Genomic DNA, 15,251 nt, shown 5'->3' with positions numbered 1-15,251 from the left:
GCAGACTTGACATTCCCCTCTATCAGCTCTTGACTGGAGGAGGACTGCTCGTTCTAAGGCGTAAAAGAAACGCGCAGCACTACAAGTGCGCCCGGACAAGACGCTGAACAGTCCAATGTGGATCCAGAAAATAGCCCGGTGGGACTATTGCCCCTCGCGAGACGAAGAGATGCACTTCGGAGCACTCTTTACCCCACGAAGGGCACATGCGCCGTGAAGAACTGGAGACGCCGCACCGGAACGGTCTTGCTGACCGCGGTGTTGGGCACTGCCGGGCTCGGCTTCGCCGCCACCCCCGTTATCGCGCAGAACGCCGCGCAGCAGGACAAGCCGGCCGCCGACAAGCAGCTGGACAAGCAGGACCGCGCGCTCGTCGACCAGGCCGCCCGTGAGGGCAAGCCGACCGTCGACCTGCTGGTCGCCGCCGAGAACGGCAAGACCGACGCCGCGGTCAGCGAGCTGAAGGCGCTCGGCGCCACGGTCCAGAAGACCGAGAAGGACGTCGACTACGTCAAGGTCACCATCCCGCGCGACAACGCGGAGAAGGCGGCCAAGCTGAAGTCCGTCAACGCCGTGGACGTCGACGGCCTCGTCGCGCTCGACGACCCGCGCCCGCAGGGTGCGGAGCAGCCGGCCCCGCAGACGCCGCCGAGCTCGTCGACGCCGCGCACCAACCCGTACATGCCGACCCAGGACACGCAGGCGGCGCAGTTCGCCACCGCGCACCCGAAGTGGGACGGCCGCGGCACCACGATCGCGATCATCGACTCCGGCATCGACCTGGACACCCCTGCCCTGCAGACGACCAGCACCGGTGAGCGCAAGGTCGTCGACTGGTTCACGGCCAACAACCCGGCGTCCGGCGACGGCACCTGGGTCACCATGACCAAAACCGGCACCGTCGGCAAGTTCACCAACGGTGGCAAGGAGTGGACGGCGCCGGCCACCGGCGGCCCGTACTCGTTCGGTCTCTTCCGCGAGGTCGCCGGCGACCTCGGCGGGCCGGACAGCGAGATGGGCGGTGACATCAACCGCGACGGCGACCGCCTCGACTCGTGGGGTGTCCTCCAGGACATCACGACGAAGGAGGTCTTCGTCGACACCGATGGTGACGGGAACTTCACCAACAACCCGCGGATGATCGACTACAAGGTCAAGAAGGACTCCGGGTTCTTCGGCACCGACAACCCCGCGACCGCGGTCATGGACCGCGTGGCGTTCGTCGTGCAGACCGACAAGTCGATCTACGACAACGGCGGCACGCCGTACGTCAGCATCGGCATCGCCGCCGGTGAACACGGCACGCACGTCGCCGGCATCACCTCGGCGCACAAGCTGTTCGGCGGCAAGATGGACGGCGCGGCCCCCGGCGCGAAGCTGATGGCGGTCAAGGCCTGTCTCTCCACGCCTTCCTGCACCAGCTCGGGCCTCATCGACGGTGTCCTCTACGCCGCGCGCAACGGCGCCGACGTCGTGAACATCTCCATCGGTGGTCTCCCGGCGCTCAACGACGGCAACAACGCCCGCGCTGAGCTCTACAACCGCACGATCAACGAGTACAACGTCCAGCTGTTCATCTCGGCGGGCAACTCGGGTGCGGGTGCCAACACGGTCGGCGACCCGTCGGTCGCCACGGACGCCGTCAGCGTCGGCTCGTACATCACCAGCCAGACCTGGCTCTCCAACTACGGCTCGAAGACCGCGCAGAAGCAGAGCCTGCACGGCTTCTCGTCGCGCGGCCCGCGTGAGGACGGCGGCTTCAAGCCGAACATCGTCGCGCCGGGTTCGGCCATCTCCACCACGCCGCGCTGGCTGGAGGCCACCGTGGTGGCGGGCACCTACAGCCTCCCGCCCGGCTACTCGATGCTGAACGGCACCTCGATGGCCGCCCCGCAGGCGACCGGTGCCGCCGCGCTGCTCGTGAGCGCGTTCAAGGCCACGCACAACGGCACCAAGCCGACCAGCGCCGAGCTGCGGTACGCGATCCAGCGCAGCGCCAAGTGGGTCGACAACCTGCAGGCCTACGAGCAGGGCGCTGGCCTCTTCAACACCAACGCCGCGTGGTCGTTGCTGGACAAGCACTCCCAGCCCAACCAGATCACGACCTCGGTCCAGGTCAACACCGTCCTCAGCGGACTGCTGGCCAAGCCGAACACCGGTGTCGGCATCCACGACCGTGAAGGCGCGACCGCGGGCCAGGAGTACACCCGCACCTACACGCTGACCCGCACCACGGGTGACGACCACGACACGCACAACGTGACGTGGAAGGGCAACGACGGCACGTTCAAGTCGGACCGCACCGTCAACCTGCCGCTCAACACCCCGGTCGAGTTCACCGTCCGGGTCAAGGCCAAGACGGCGGGCGTGCACAGCGCCATCCTGCAGATCGACAACCCGGAGACGCCCGGCATCGACTCGCAGACCCTGAACACCGTGTTCGCGGCGCAGAACTTCAACGCCGCCAACAAGTTCTCGGTCACGAAGTCCGGCACGATCGCCCGCAACCAGACGACCAGCCTCTTCGTGAACGTGCCCAAGGGCACGACCGCGCTGAAGGTCGACCTGACCGGTGGCGGCGAGCCCGGCAAGGGCCAGGTCCGCTTCCTGCGCTTCACCCCGCAGGGTGTCGGTGTCGAGTCCAACGCGTCGACCAGCTGCTACAACCCGGACGCCGGTGCCGGTTGTGCCGGTGGCACGCCCAACAGCCGCACCATCACCAGCCCGATGGCCGGTGTGTGGGAGATCGTGGTCGAGGCGCGCCGCACGTCCGACGTCGACGAGGCGCCGTACTCGGTGACCGCGTCCGTGCTCGGCACGACGATCAGCCCGAACCCGGACGTCATCGCGTCCGCGGCGCTGGGCACGCCGGTGAACCGCAACTACACGGTCACGAACACGCAGGCCGCGTTCAACGGCCGGCTCGTGGCGGGTGCGGTCGGCAGCGCGGTGACGAGCCGTCCGACGATCCTGGACCAGGAGACCAAGTTCTTCGACATCCAGGTTCCGGCGGGCGCGTCGCGGATCACGGCGACGATCGGCAGCCCGTCCGACGCCGCGTCCGACCTCGACCTGTTCCTGCTGAACTGCACGTCGGGTTCGTGTGTCGTCGCCGGTCAGTCGGCTGACGGCGACTCCGAGGAGTCGGTGACGCTCAACAACCCGGCCGCCGGTCTGTGGCGCGTCCAGGTGGACGGCTTCGCGGTGCCCACGGGCACCACGCAGTACGACTACTTCGACGCCTACGTCTCGGCCGGTCTGGGCACGCTGACCGTGTCCGACGTCAACGCCGACCACGCCGCCGGTTCGTCGTGGAACGTCGCGGGCGTCATCACGCCGCAGGGCCAGCCGGGTGCCGGCCGCGTGCTGCGCGGTGAGCTCGAGGTCCGCACGTCGGGCGAGAACGTCGTCGGCCGCGGTGCCGTGATCGTTCAGTCCGTCAGCTAGTCGTTCGAACGCGGAAAGCCCCAGGATTCACGAGATCCTGGGGCTTTCCGCGGTTTCGGGTTTCTTCTTCCACGTCGTCGACCGGCATCTCGGCGCGCAGGAAGCCGATTCCGGGATCCCGCGACACGACGGCCTCATCGCGTCCCGGCTGCACGGTGCTCGTCGGTGGCGCGATGAGGAAGCCGCCGCGAATCGCCTGCTCGGCCCGGATCCAGTCCGGCTTCCCGAGAGCCAGCGCACAAGACGCGACGGCGTGTGGTCTTCTCATACGGCTAGGACGGAACGGCCTCGGCGAGTGGTTGCATCTTCGTTTCGGGCACCGTCAGCATCATCATGATCACGCCGCCCACCACCACGACCCCGATCACCGCGAACGTCAGCGGCAGCCCCAGCCGTGGCCACAGGATCGCCCCGAGCAGCACCGGCACGAACGCCGCGCCGATCCGGCTGATCGTCGAGGCCCACCCGAACCCGCTGGCCCGCAGGTGCGTCGGGTACAGCTCCGGCGCGAACGCGTACAGCGCGGGGATCGCGATCTGGATCAGCATCCCGTAGAGCGTGATCCAGGCTTTCGCGGCCGTGTCGACGTTGATCTGCAACGCGAACATGATCAGCGCCAACGACGCGAGCGGCGCCGTGACCGCGATGACCCACTTGCGCCCGAACACGTCCACGAGCCACGCGCTGATCAGCGAGCTGACGATGCCCACCGCCACGGTCCCCGTCGTGACCATGAACGCCGCGTACGTCCCGTACCCCTGCGCCTTGAGGATGCTCGGCAGCCACGTGACGGCGCCGTAGTACAGCAGGAACACGGCGAGGAACATCAGCCACATCGCGCCGGTGCGCTTCGGGTCGAACCGCCAGATGTCCTTGAGCTGCGCGAACATGGTCTTGGGGGAGAGGCGCTGGGCCTGCTGGGGTTCGGGGAGCTGCCACTCTTCTGGCGGCGCTCCTGTTCTGGCGACCAGGTCGTCGATGACCTTCTTGGCCTCCGCCGGCCTGCCCTTGGTGACGAGGAACATCGGCGACTCGGGCACTCCCCGGCGGATCCAGAACAGCAGCAGCGCGGGCAGCACCATCGTGAGCATCAGCATCCGCCAACTGCCCAGGTCCGCGAAGAAGGCCGCCGTGAGGCCGCACAACGTTGCGCCCAGCGGCCAGAACCCGTCCATCGCGGCCAGCACCCTGCCGCGCACCTTCGCGGGCGTGAACTCACCGACCAGCGCGAAGTCCACCGGGATGCACCCGCCGAGCCCGACTCCGGCGAGGAACCGGAACACGCAGAACGTCAGGAAGTCCGGCGACGCGGCCCCGAGGACCGTGAAGACCGAGAACATCAGGATCGTGAGGCTGAACGCCTTCTTGCGCCCGATGGTGTCCGCGACCGCACCCCAGGCGAACGCTCCGGCGGCCATCCCGATGAGGTTGGCCGTGCCGACCCACCCGCGTTCGCCGAGGCTGAGGCCCCACTCGGCGCTGACCAGCGGGATCAGGAACGCGTTGAGCGTGACGTCCCACGCGTCGAACAGGAACCCGAGCCCGCCGATGACGAAGATCGTGCCCTGCGCGCGCCACCGCCACGGCAGGCTCTGGACGACCTGGTCCCCGGTTCTCATCCGCTCAGTGTGGTGGATGCCTCCCGGATCGTCGCGGCCAGAAGTTCCGGGTTCGTCACGTGCGCGATGTGGCCTTCGCCTTCGAGCGTGAGCAACGTGCCACCGGTGTCCTCGACGACGTCCCGCGCAGCCGGTCCGAAGATGTGGCCGGTCCGCTCGCCGAGGAGCACGGTGACCGGGATCCGCAGCTTAGGCGGCTCGTAGCGGTAGGTGTCGATCGCGGACAGTTCGCGGAACGTCGTGTCCAGCAGCTCTTGCGCCGCGAGCCAGCCTTCGGGATCGGCCTCGCGGAACTCCTGCTCACCCGCGATCTTGGTGAGGACGATCTCCAACGCCGCGTCCCGGTCGCCTCTGCGCAGCGCGTCACCGACGTTGTCCAGCGTGGCGCTGTTGATGTAGAGGGCGGGTTCGTAGAGCACCAGGGCTTCGAGGTCGTCCCGTTCCTGGGCGGTCAGCAGCGCGATGAGGCCGCCGTAGCTGTGCCCGATGAGCGTCTTGCTCTCGTGCAGGTCGAGTGTGCGGTGCAGGTCGTCGATCTCGGTCCGCAGGCTGTAGTCGTCCGGCAACGGCACGCCCTTGCGTCCCCGCCTGTCCGGTACTTCTGTCGGGCCGAGCAGCGCGCCGACCTGTGTCCAGTCCTCGGAAACCGAATGCACCCCGTGCACGATCACGTTCATGGTTTCCGACCGTAAGGCTTGACATCAGTGTCAAGGTCAAGGCGTGTTGATCGGCGAACTGGCCGCTGAGTGCGGCGTCTCCACCCGTTCCGTCCGCTACTACGAGCAGTGCGGGTTGCTGACTTCTTCGCGCTCGTCGAACGGCTATCGAACCTACGGTCCTGCCGAGGTCGAAACGGTTCGACGCATCAAGGCCCTGCTGAACGTCGGCCTGCCCGTCGCGACCATCGCGCTGCTGCTCCCGTGCGTCATGGACGCCTCACCACGCCTCGACCCGTGCAGCGACCTGCTGGCGACCTTGCGCGCCGAGGTGGCCCGCCTGGACTCGCAGGCCGCCGAGATCGCCCGGTGCCGAGGCCTGATCGCCGGCATCCTGGAGCGTTCTACTTAGGCCCCGCAAACGCTTGCTCCCGCTGCGCCCCGTCCACGCTCTCGCCGAACACCCGCGCGTCCGTGTGCTGGTCGCTGGCCGGCTGCAGGCGTTTGGTTCCGGTGACCGCCCGCGTCCTGACCTGCGGCAACGCACCGTTGTGGTGTCGCTGCACCCAGTCCACCAGGTGTTCCCTGGTCAAACACCTGAGATCCCACAACTTGCCCGCGTCGGCCGCACTGACCAGCGCCCTCAGCCGCACAAACCCCTGCGTCGCGGCTGTCACCTGCAGCACGGACACCCGCCCGTCCCACAGATCGCTGCCCTCGAGCATCGACCGCATCTCCTGCCGCATCGCCTCCACCGGCACGGTCCAGTCGAGGTCGAGCTCCACCGTCCCCAGCAACGCCGACTGCGTGCGCGTCCAGTTCTCGAAGGGGGTCTTGAGGAAGTACGACGTCGGCAGCACCAGCCGCCGGTCGTCCCACAGGTGCATCACCACGTACGTGAGCGTGATGTCCTCGACCCGCCCCCACTCGCCTTCCACCACCACAACGTCATCCAGCCTGATGGCGTCGCTGAACGCGATCTGCATCCCCGAAATGACGTTGCCCAGCAACGACTGCGCCGCCAACGCCGCCACCGCACCGATGACCGCCGCGGACGCCAGCACCGTCGATCCGACCGCGCGCGCCCCTGGGAACGTCATCAGAATCGCGCCGACCGCCAACACCCCGATGACCACCAACGCCAGCCGCCTTATGAGCGTGACCTGCGTGTGCACGCGCCGTGCGTGGCGGTTGTCCGTGACGTCAGTCCTGATGCGCGACAGCGATATGTCCACCAACGTGCTGATGAACGCCGACAGCAGCCACGCGCCGGCCATGATCAGCGCGATTCCCAGCACGTGCAGGGTGATCGGCAGGTTGACCGGGTACACGCTCAGGCTTATCTGCGCGGCCAGCAGCGCCCCGAACACCTGACCGGGCCGGTACATCTTGCCGCTGTGTGTGAAGCGGCGCACCAGCCGGTGGATCACCTCCACCACCAGCAACGCGAAGGCCACAGAGCAGCCGAGAACCACGAACAGCACATTTCCTCCTCCCGTATCGAGGCCGGGTACCCGGCGTCTGGGGTGGGGAACACGTGCTTGTGACTCGACGCTCAGTCCCGCAACCGCTTGTGCGGCCCAGCCGGGCCGCCATCCGGCCAGGCGGGTCCTGGCGATCTCCACCGCTAAAAGGCGTGCGCATTGGCACCCTCCGAAATGGGACGCTCACCGCATGAGGATCTCGGTGGAACAGCTCGTCCTACGCGCCAAGGAAGGCACGTTGTCCGCTGCGGAGGTCGACGCCGTGGCGGCTCGCCTGACGTCGGAGCCTCTGGACGAGGACACGTACTCGCTGCTCTACGTGATCGCCAGGACACGTGCGACGCGACACCGCCGGATCGTGGAATCGTTCCTGGACTGCTCGGAGGACCCGATGCTGGCACGGCTCGCGGTGCAGACGCTGTGCACGTTCTGGGGTGAGGCAGACCGGTACCGGGACGTCCTCGACCGCTTCATCGCCGGTGTGGAGTGGGACGAGGACGGCGACGTGCGGGATGTCGCCCTCTCCGCGCTGGAGGCCCGATGAGGGCGAGCGTGCGGCACTTCATCAGCCCGGACGTGGACCTGGTGGACTTCCGCCCGGACGATCCGGACGACTTCTCGTTCCTGCTGCAGGCGCTCGTCGGCCCCGCGGACGGCGAAGGCGAGGAGTCGCTCCAGTTCACTGTGAGCACCCTCACCGGACTGGCGTCCACGGTGGAGTCTCAGCGAGTCGTCCTCGGCAAGTCGTTCGTCATCGCCGGCACGTCGAAGATCGGTGAGATCCTCGGCTCGGTCAGGTCGGCGATCGAGCGGGTCGAGGGTGCGACGTGGGCCGAGGTCGCCGAACGCCTGACGCGCCTCGGCCATTACGAGTTCGAGGACTACGCCTGAGGAGTGCGGTGCGAATCGAAGTTCTGAAGATCCTGGACCCGGCGCAGGGGCTGGTGTTCTTCAGCTCCGACTTCGGGTCGGCGTCCGGCCGCTGGATGGAGCCGGGCGTCGGGACCAGGGAGTTCGACGTCGAGCTGGACCTGCCGGTGGTCGAGGAGTGGGCGGCGGCCGCGGGCGAGCCCGCCCTCGTGGGAGCCGAGGCCGGCTTCGACGTGTGGATCAGGTGTCAGGTCGAGCGGGTCCACGGCGGTGTCGACACGTGCGTGGTGGTGCGGACGGGTCCGAACCTCACGTTCGTCGAGATCGTGCACCGGAGAGCAGAACTGGTCGAGGGCGGCCTGATCTCCTTCCGGGTGCCCGAAATCCGTCTCTACCCGTACACCCTGTAGTCAGGCGGGCAGCGCGGGCTCGAACAGCCAGCGCGTGAGCAGATCGCGATGCCCTGCCAGCGACAGGAAGTCCTCGGTCGTCACCACGCCGTGCCGGTTCCGCGCACACCACTCCCGCAGCAGCGCGAAGAACGAGTCGTCACCCATCGCGCGGCGCAGTGCGTGCACCGTCAGGGCCCCGCGCTTGTAGACTCGGTCGTCGAACCAGTCGGCCCGCGCGGGCCGTCCGATCACCAGGTCCTGTGGCAACCGCCGCAACAGATCCCGTGCCCCGGCCGCACAAGCATCGGCGGAGCGGCCACCGGAAGCCTCGGACCACAACCACTCCGAGTAGCACGCGAAGCCCTCGTTGAGCCAGATGTGCTCCCATGAGGCGATGCCCACCGAGTTGCCGAACCACTGGTGCGCCAGTTCGTGCGCCACCAGCCGCTCGGAGCCGCGCCGGCCGTCCACGTGGTTGGCGCCGAACGTCGACAGTCCTTGCGCCTCAACGGGAACGTCCAGCTCGTCGTCGGTCACCACGACCGAGTAGGTGGTGAACGGGTACGGGCCGAACAAGGACGAGAACAGCTCGATCATCTGGTTCTGCCGGGCGAAGTCGTGCGCGACCAGCCGGCGCAGCCGCGCGGGTGCCCACACGCCCGGCAGCGCCTCGACGTACTGCCCGATCTGGACGGTCGCGAGGTACGTGGCCATCGGGGCGGCCATCGAGTAGGTCCAGCGCGTGGTGCTGCCGGACACCTTGCCGTCGACCAGAACCCCGTTGCACACCACCGTGTACGGCGAGGGCGCGGTGATCTCCAGGTGGTACGACGCCTTCGAGGAAGGCACGTCCAGGCACGGGAACCACGATGGCGCGCCAATGGGCTGCGAGGCCACGATCGAGCCGTCCGTGAGCTGGTCCCAGCCGACATCGCCCCACTCCGGCGTGTGCACCGGCACCGGCATGCCCGAATAGCGGACCTCGACCGAGAACGGGCCGCGCACGGCCGCGCGGATGTTCAGGACACCGCCCGTGTGCGCATAGCGCGCGGGCTTGCCGTTCACGAGCACCTTCGAGATCCGCAAGGGACCGAAGGACAACGAGAACGACGACAACGAGGTGCAGGAAGCCTGCAGCACCGCACGCCCGGAAAGGCGTGCGGAGTGCGGCTTGTAGTCAAGCTCTACTGCGTAATGGTGTACGGAGAAGCTCATGTCCACGCGGAGATCGGGTTGCCCAGCCAACGGGTTCCCGACGGTACATCCTCTCCGCGCATGACGAGCGAGGCGGGTCCGATCGTGGTGTCGGAGCCGACCGTCGCACCCGGCAGGACGATGCCGTGCGGGCCCAAAGTAGCGCCGCGACCGAGGGACACCCGGTCCATGCGCAGGATTCGGTCGTGGAACAGGTGCGTTTGGACGACGCAGCCGCGGTTGACCGAAGCACCGGCGCCCAGGGAAACCAGGTCCGCCTCAGGCAGCCAGTACGACTCGCACCACACGCCACGGCCGACGGACGCGCCCAAAGAACGCAACCAGAAGTTCATGATCGGCGTGCCACCGGAGAAGCCCACGAGCCACGGCACCGCGAGCACCTCGACGAACGTGTCCGCCAGCTCGTTGCGCCACACGAACGCCGACCACAGCGGGTACTCACGCACCTTGAAGCGGCCCACCAGCACCCACTTGGCGATCACGGCCACCAGGCAGGCGGCGACACCGGCGCCCAGCAGCACGACGCCGGACCACCAGAGCCCGAACTCCTTCAGCGCGAACAGCACCAGCACGACCAGCGCGACGTTCAGCATCACCGGGACGAACCGGCAGAGCTCGACCAGGGCCCGCGCCCACATCAGGTGCTTGGGCGGGTTGAAAGTGCGCGACTGGTCGGAAACCTCAGCGGCACGCGGCAGCTTCATCGGAGGCATGCCCAGATAGGACGATCCCGCCTTGGCCCGCTTCGGAGCAGCCGACAACACGCCGACGAGCCCGCCCTTGGGCACGTTGCGGCCCGGCGCCGTCATGCCCGAGTTGCCGAGGAACGCGCGCTTGCCGACCCGAGCCTCGGCGATGCGCAGGTAGCCGCCGCCGAGCTCGTAGGTCGCGACCATCGTGTCGTCGGCCAGGAAGGCGCCGTCGCCCACGCGGGTCATCTTCGGCAGCGCGACCACCGTGGACGCTTCGACGTGGCGGCCGACCTTCATGCCCAGCAGCCGCAGCCACACCGGCGTGAACAGCGAGGCGTAGAGCGGGAACAGGGCCGTGCGCGCGTTGTTCATCAGGCGCTCGGTCGTCCACGCCTGCCACGCGACGCGGCTGTGCACGGGGTAGTAGCCCTCGCGCATGCCGATGCCCAGCAGTCGCACGGAAACGAGCACCAGCAGCGCGTAGGAGCCGAACCAGATCGCGGAAGCGACGGGGACGTCCCACAGCGCCGATACCAGCGTCACTGGCTGGCGCAGCACGTACAGCAGGGCAGGAGCGGCTGCCAGCAACGGCAACGCGCCCAGCAGGCCGGAAGACACGCCGTACATCAGGTTCCAGAAGTGCGAGCGCGACGGGCGACGCGACGGGAACGAGCGCGCCGACTTGCCCTCGCGGATCGCGGGCACACCGGCCCAGCGCTGACCCGTCGGCACCGAACCGATGACACCCGAACCAGGAGCCACCTCGGCGCGCTTGCCGATGCGGGCACCGGGGAACAGCGTGCTGCGAGCGCCAACGGTCGCTCCGGCGCCGATCCGGATGCGGCCCAGCACGAGACGATCGCCGTCCAGCCACCAGCCGGACAGGTCCACCTCTGGCTCGACGGCGGCACCGCGGCCGACCTTCAGCATGCCGGTGACCGGCGGCAGCGAGTGCAGGTCGACGCCGGGACCGATCTTCGCGCCCAGCGCCCGCGCGTAGTGCGTGACCCACGAGCCGGAAAGCTCGGTGGCACGCGACATCTGCGCCAGCATCTCGGCGGTCCACAGTCGCATGTGGACAGAGCCACCGCGCGGGTACTCGCCCGGCTTCACGCCGCGGAGCAAAAGCCGTGCGCCACCGGCGGAGACCGCGAGACGGCCGGCGGGGGAGATGAACACCGCCCACCCGGCGACGACCCACCACCAGGAAACGGAAGTCCAGCCCAGCACGTTCGAGAGTGCGGTCAGGGCAACGACCCAGCGCGCACCGGAGATGGTGAGCAGCGGAATCATCAGCAGCGTCTGCAGCACACCGGCCCAGCGCGGCGTCGGCGCGACCTCGCGCACCTCGGCCGTCTGACCGTACGACTCCAGGCGCCGCGCGAGCTTGTGCAGCGTCGTGTTCTGGTAGATGTCCGAGACAGAGGTGCTCGGGTAGCGCGTGCGCACCATCGAGACGAGCTGAGCCGCGGACAGCGAGCTACCGCCGGACGCGAAGAAGTCCGCGTCCTCGGAAGCCGGACCGGAACCCAGCACGGCCGCCCACTGCTCGGCCAGCCAGCCTTCGAGACCCGAGAACACCACGCCGGCGGTGTCCATCGACTCGAGCGGCCACGGCAGCGCGGCGCGGTCGACCTTGCCGGACGTGCGCGTCGGCAGGGTGTCGACCACGGCGATCAACGGGACCAGCGCGGCAGGCAGTTCGGCGCGCAGCGTGTCCACCGCGGCGGTCTGGTCGAACTCGCCGTCGACCACCACGTAGCCGACGAGGATCTGGTTGCCACCACGCGTCGTGCGCACGGCGGCGGCGGCACCGGCCACGCCGTCGAGAGCCTGCAGGGCCGCGTCGACCTCGCCCAGCTCGATGCGACGGCCGCCGAGCTTGATCTGCTCGTCCGCGCGGCCCAGGAACAACAGACCCTCGGGCTCGGCGCGGACCATGTCACCGCTGCGGTACGCGCGGTCCCAGCCCATCGACGGCAGCGGCGCGTACTTCTCGGCGTCCTTCGCGAGGTCCAGGTAGCGCGCCAGTCCGACGCCACCGATCACCAGTTCGCCGGACTCGCCCATCGGCACGACCTCGCCCGCCGCGTCCACGACGGCGAGCTCCCAGCCGTCCAGCGGCAGACCGATGCGCACCGGACCCGTGCCGGTCAGCTGCGCGGCAGTGGCGACAACGGTCGCTTCGGTTGGGCCGTAAGTGTTCCACACCTCGCGGCCGTCCACGGCGAGCCGCTCGGCGAGCTCCGGCGGGCAGGCCTCGCCACCGAAGATCAGCAGCCGGATGTCGTCCAGTGCCTCGACCGGCCACAGCGCGGCCAGCGTCGGAACCGTGGAGACGACGGTGATCTCCTGCTCGACGAGCCACGGGCCGAGGTCCATTCCCGTGCGCACCAACGAACGCGGCGCGGGCACGAGGCACGCGCCGTAACGCCACGCGAGCCACATCTCCTCGCAGGAGGCGTCGAACGCGACGGAAAGTCCCGCGAGCACGCGGTCTTCCGGGCCGATCGGATCGTCCTGCAGGAAGAGCCGCGCTTCCGCGTCGACGAACGCAGCGGCGTTGCGGTGGGTCACGGCAACGCCCTTGGGCTTGCCGGTGGAGCCGGACGTGAAGATGATCCACGCGTCGTTGTCGAGACCGGGCTCGCCGGGTACACCGAGCGGAGTGCCGTGCAGCACAACGGATCGGCCTTCGCCGAGCACGGCACTCACTTGCGCCTCACCGAAAACGAGCTCGGCGCGCTCGTCCGGGTCCTCGAAGTCGACGGGCACGTAAGCCGCGCCCGCCGCGAGGGTGGCCAGGATCGAGACGTAGAGGTCCACCGTTCCGGACGGCACGCGAATGCCGACGCGGTCGCCGACCCCGACGCCCTCGGCGGCGAGCTTCTCGGAGAGTTCCAGTACTTCGGTGATCAGTTCGCGGTACGTGAGTGCGGTGGCGCCGTCGTCGACGGCCAGCGCGTTCGGGTGCTCGGTGGCACTCGCGCGCACGATGTCCAGGAGTGTGCGCGGTGCGGGCGCATCCCCTGCCGTGAACATCGATCGAAGAACAACGGGTCCGGCCGCAATGGTCACGACAGCGTCACTTCTCACCCTCTCGGCAACTTGTGGACCCGCCACTTTACCGTGAGTTAACCCACTACCTGTCGCCCCAGTAACCCGATTCACAGGTGGTCTCAGTCACCGGAACACTTTCGAGTGACTTCTTCGCGTTGTGCCGCGCCAGGTTGAAGTCGCGCCAGTCCTGCTCCACGTTGCGGTCCCGCACCCACTTCAGCGCGCAGAACCGTTGCGGCTCAGGCAACCTGACCAGCGCGGGCACCGCGTCCTCCGTCAACGTCGACAGGTAGCCGGTGTCGATCTTCTGCGTGGCTTCGAACCGCGACACGTTGTAGTCGGCAACCACTCGTTCGGGGTTCATCACCATCACCGCAAGGAGAAACGCCGTCCCGGTCCCGATGATCGCCTTGGGCAACCAGTTGGCGCGCAACGAGATCCCGCCCGCGATCACCATCAGGTACACGACGGCGAGCCACACCTCGCACGACGAAACGAGGAGCCGCAGCACGGTCCACCCGTACGCCTGCTGGTAGAACCACATGCGGCTCAACGCACTGGCCACGATCACCAGCGTCAGCACGGCGAGCGAGCCGAGCAACACCCGCAGCCACAACTGCTCCTGCTTGGTCTTCTTGGCCGCGAAGTGCCCCACGCCGGCGATGACGCCGAGCGTCAGGATCGCGACCCACAGCAGCTGCCAGAACCCGGATCGCGCGTACTCGGCGAACGTCACGCCCGCCGTCTCCATCACGTACTTCTCGCCACCGAAGAGAACCGCGAGCTGCGTCCCGACGAACCCGGCGAACAGCACCACGAGCACACCGACCGGCAGCGCGTAGTCCTTGACCCGCAACGCACCCGGCTTGGCCTCCGCGTCCTCGTTGATGCGGGGAGGCGCCGCCACGAGGTAGCACGCACCCAACGCCCCGAGCGCCGCCACCACCCCGAAGAAGCCCATCCGCACGTACACGCCGACGTCGAGGTCCGGCACCAGCCCCTCGAGGAACTTCCCGAACGCCTGGTCCGCGCCGGCCAGCAACGACCCGAAGATCAGCAGCAGCACCAACGCCACTCCGACCGAGATGAACGGCCTGATGCCGATCGGCCCGCGCCTGCTGAGCCCCTTGGCGACCCACGGAATCGACCGCAGCCCACCGAGTCCGACCCCGAGCGCGCCGAAGATCAGCCCACGCACGGTCTTCCCGCCCGCCATGGCGATCGAGCCGCACAGGAACGAGGCCATGACGCACAGCGGGAAGATCCACTCGGCGGCACGGAGAAAACCCATCGCCAGGAACGCCAGCGCGCCCGCCAGCCAGAGCGCACGCTCGACGGTCGGCTTGCCCGCGTAGTAGAGGACGGCGCCGACGCCGAACAGCCCTGCCAGGAACCAGCCGATGCCGTTGTTGGGCGGGGCCAGGAACGCCGCGGCCAGGCCCGCGACGAGGCCGACGACCATGACCTTCGCGGGTGCGGGGTCGACAGGTGGGGTCCACCAGGGCATGAACGGCACGCCAGGCGCCGCTGGCACGACCGCTGGGCCTGCGGTGGGGTAGCGAGCCGGCCCCTGCCACGGTGACGGCGGAGGCAGGGTGGCGGTCGCGACCTGACCTTGTCGGACCCCCTGAGTACGTTGAGATGCAGGGGTTCCCGGCTCGGGGGTACCCCTGCGGGAGCCTGCCTCGGCCTCCTCGACAGCCGATTCGGCGCTGTCGGTTTCCTCGACAGCCTCTTCGGCGCTGTCGGTTTCCTCGGCGGGCTCTTCGACCTCGTCCACCTCGTCGGGGTCCGGCGAGCCCCCAGAACCCGCCGG

At 68.5% G+C, this 15,251-nt stretch carries 12 protein-coding genes; 5 read left to right on the top strand and 7 right to left on the bottom strand.

Going from position 1 to position 15,251, the window contains the following annotated elements; all coding sequences use genetic code 11:
- The first annotated feature begins 213 nt into the window (after positions 1–213).
- Positions 214–3,447 carry a S8 family serine peptidase gene (locus UK23_RS13255; RefSeq protein ID WP_045311768.1) on the top strand — a complete coding sequence of 1,078 codons (3,234 nt, stop codon included), beginning with the start codon at positions 214–216 and terminating at the stop codon, positions 3,445–3,447.
- Here UK23_RS13255 and UK23_RS51500 read toward each other — a convergent pair.
- The 3 genes from UK23_RS51500 to UK23_RS48595 are packed head-to-tail and all read right to left on the bottom strand — an operon-like array spanning position 3,440 to position 5,743.
- Positions 3,440–3,715 carry a hypothetical protein gene (locus UK23_RS51500; protein ID WP_156213073.1) on the bottom strand — a complete coding sequence of 92 codons (276 nt, stop codon included), beginning with the start codon at positions 3,713–3,715 and terminating at the stop codon, positions 3,440–3,442. The genes UK23_RS13255 and UK23_RS51500 overlap by 8 nt on opposite strands.
- Positions 3,716–3,719: 4 nt before the next feature.
- Positions 3,720–5,066 (bottom strand): MFS transporter, encoded by a 1,347-nt coding sequence (locus UK23_RS13250; protein WP_045311767.1) that lies wholly within the window; start codon positions 5,064–5,066, stop codon positions 3,720–3,722.
- Positions 5,063–5,743 (bottom strand): alpha/beta fold hydrolase, encoded by a 681-nt coding sequence (locus tag UK23_RS48595; protein ID WP_052684624.1) that lies wholly within the window; start codon positions 5,741–5,743, stop codon positions 5,063–5,065. Before UK23_RS48595 ends, UK23_RS13250 begins: the two co-directional genes overlap by 4 nt.
- Positions 5,744–5,786: 43 nt before the next feature.
- Here UK23_RS48595 and UK23_RS13240 point away from each other — a divergent pair, with 43 nt between their 5' ends.
- Positions 5,787–6,134 (top strand): MerR family transcriptional regulator, encoded by a 348-nt coding sequence (locus UK23_RS13240; protein WP_045311766.1) that lies wholly within the window; start codon positions 5,787–5,789, stop codon positions 6,132–6,134.
- Here the strand turns inward: UK23_RS13240 and UK23_RS13235 are convergent.
- Complete coding sequence (locus tag UK23_RS13235) at positions 6,127–7,206, bottom strand: mechanosensitive ion channel family protein (protein WP_045311765.1); 1,080 nt, start codon at positions 7,204–7,206, stop codon at positions 6,127–6,129. The two genes, UK23_RS13240 and UK23_RS13235, sit on opposite strands and share 8 nt — an antisense overlap.
- Before the next feature lie 190 nt (positions 7,207–7,396).
- On the opposite strand from UK23_RS13235, the gene UK23_RS13230 reads away from it, so the two are divergent.
- Genes UK23_RS13230 through UK23_RS13220 form a run of 3 tightly spaced genes read left to right on the top strand, consistent with a single transcriptional unit; the run spans position 7,397 to position 8,486 of the window.
- Positions 7,397–7,750, top strand: coding sequence for a hypothetical protein (locus UK23_RS13230; protein ID WP_156213072.1), 354 nt, complete (start codon positions 7,397–7,399; stop codon positions 7,748–7,750).
- Positions 7,747–8,097, top strand: a complete 351-nt coding sequence (locus UK23_RS13225) for an Imm8 family immunity protein (protein WP_082114621.1) — start codon at positions 7,747–7,749, stop codon at positions 8,095–8,097. Before UK23_RS13230 ends, UK23_RS13225 begins: the two co-directional genes overlap by 4 nt.
- Positions 8,098–8,105: 8 nt before the next feature.
- Positions 8,106–8,486, top strand: a complete 381-nt coding sequence (locus UK23_RS13220) for a hypothetical protein (protein WP_045311762.1) — start codon at positions 8,106–8,108, stop codon at positions 8,484–8,486.
- Here UK23_RS13220 and UK23_RS13215 read toward each other — a convergent pair whose 3' ends face one another.
- From UK23_RS13215 to UK23_RS13205, 3 genes are all read right to left on the bottom strand, one after another.
- Positions 8,487–9,683, bottom strand: a complete 1,197-nt coding sequence (locus UK23_RS13215) for a M1 family metallopeptidase (protein ID WP_045311791.1) — start codon at positions 9,681–9,683, stop codon at positions 8,487–8,489.
- The gene (locus UK23_RS13210; RefSeq protein ID WP_082114620.1) at positions 9,680–13,417 is read right to left on the bottom strand and encodes a Pls/PosA family non-ribosomal peptide synthetase; all 3,738 of its coding nucleotides are present in this window, start codon (positions 13,415–13,417) and stop codon (positions 9,680–9,682) included. The genes UK23_RS13215 and UK23_RS13210 overlap by 4 nt, the downstream gene beginning before the upstream one ends.
- 100 nt (positions 13,418–13,517) lie before the next feature.
- Positions 13,518–14,942 carry a DUF4153 domain-containing protein gene (locus tag UK23_RS13205; protein ID WP_156213071.1) on the bottom strand — a complete coding sequence of 475 codons (1,425 nt, stop codon included), beginning with the start codon at positions 14,940–14,942 and terminating at the stop codon, positions 13,518–13,520.
- Positions 14,943–15,251: the final 309 nt, after the last annotated feature.

This window comes from Lentzea aerocolonigenes, from assembly GCF_000955955.1.
In the GTDB taxonomy this organism is placed as follows: Bacteria; Actinomycetota; Actinomycetes; order Mycobacteriales; family Pseudonocardiaceae; genus Lentzea; species Lentzea aerocolonigenes_A.
Note: the sequence above shows the minus strand (reverse complement) of the source record. Positions and strands in the feature narration are given on the sequence as shown.

Coding starts and splice junctions, on each gene's coding strand:
- UK23_RS51500 (WP_156213073.1), bottom strand. CDS start 3,715: ATGAGAAGACCACACGCCGTCGCGTCTTGTGCGCTGGCTCTCGGGAAG.
- UK23_RS13250 (WP_045311767.1), bottom strand. CDS start 5,066: ATGAGAACCGGGGACCAGGTCGTCCAGAGCCTGCCGTGGCGGTGGCGC.
- UK23_RS48595 (WP_052684624.1), bottom strand. CDS start 5,743: ATGAACGTGATCGTGCACGGGGTGCATTCGGTTTCCGAGGACTGGACA.
- UK23_RS13230 (WP_156213072.1), top strand. CDS start 7,397: ATGAGGATCTCGGTGGAACAGCTCGTCCTACGCGCCAAGGAAGGCACG.
- UK23_RS13225 (WP_082114621.1), top strand. CDS start 7,747: ATGAGGGCGAGCGTGCGGCACTTCATCAGCCCGGACGTGGACCTGGTG.
- UK23_RS13215 (WP_045311791.1), bottom strand. CDS start 9,683: ATGAGCTTCTCCGTACACCATTACGCAGTAGAGCTTGACTACAAGCCG.
- UK23_RS13210 (WP_082114620.1), bottom strand. CDS start 13,417: ATGTTCACGGCAGGGGATGCGCCCGCACCGCGCACACTCCTGGACATC.
- UK23_RS13205 (WP_156213071.1), bottom strand. CDS start 14,942: ATGCCCTGGTGGACCCCACCTGTCGACCCCGCACCCGCGAAGGTCATG.